The sequence below is a fragment of the Salinimicrobium oceani genome, assembly GCF_012037645.1.
Map to the genome: position 1 here is coordinate 1 of NZ_JAAVJR010000504.1, position 482 is coordinate 482.

Annotated in this window: 1 protein-coding gene; it reads right to left on the bottom strand. The window is 43.2% G+C overall.

Annotated features, from left to right (window positions below; genetic code table 11):
• Positions 1-482 (bottom strand): zinc-dependent metalloprotease (locus HC175_RS17945; protein WP_209310068.1); only part of this gene is annotated, 482 nt, incomplete at both ends.

A 482-nucleotide genomic window follows, 5' to 3' on the forward strand; every position in this document is an offset into this window, starting at 1 on the left:
ATGCTTTGTCCTCTTCTTAATTCGCTCCAGATTCCGGTTCTAAGGTCCTGCATCATATCCAGGAGTCCGTAAGCACTGCTTCCGTTGATTTCCCGATTTTCGATCAGTCTTGCCATTCTTCCGAAGTCAAGCAAATTATTAAGCGTTCTTTCCTGAGTACCTCTAATTCTTTCCACGTTTCCGTCAAATTCGATCCTGTTAAAGATCTCCTGATCGATCAACCACTCCGGAGTGGAGAACAATTCATCCTGAAGGAATTTCATCGCAGTTCTTTGTTTTTCGGGAGTAACGTGAAAGAAAACAGCACCTTCCTGGTCGTAGGTCTTACTTTCTTTGATCACTCCTCCTACGTTGGCTGCAACATGGCCCATGTAACGGTTGTACTGTCCAAGCACCTGCTCATACATGGTCTCAAGATCTTCATAATCTTTACCTTTTTCTGCAGTCCACTCGATAAGGTTAGGAATAATTCTTTTAAGGTT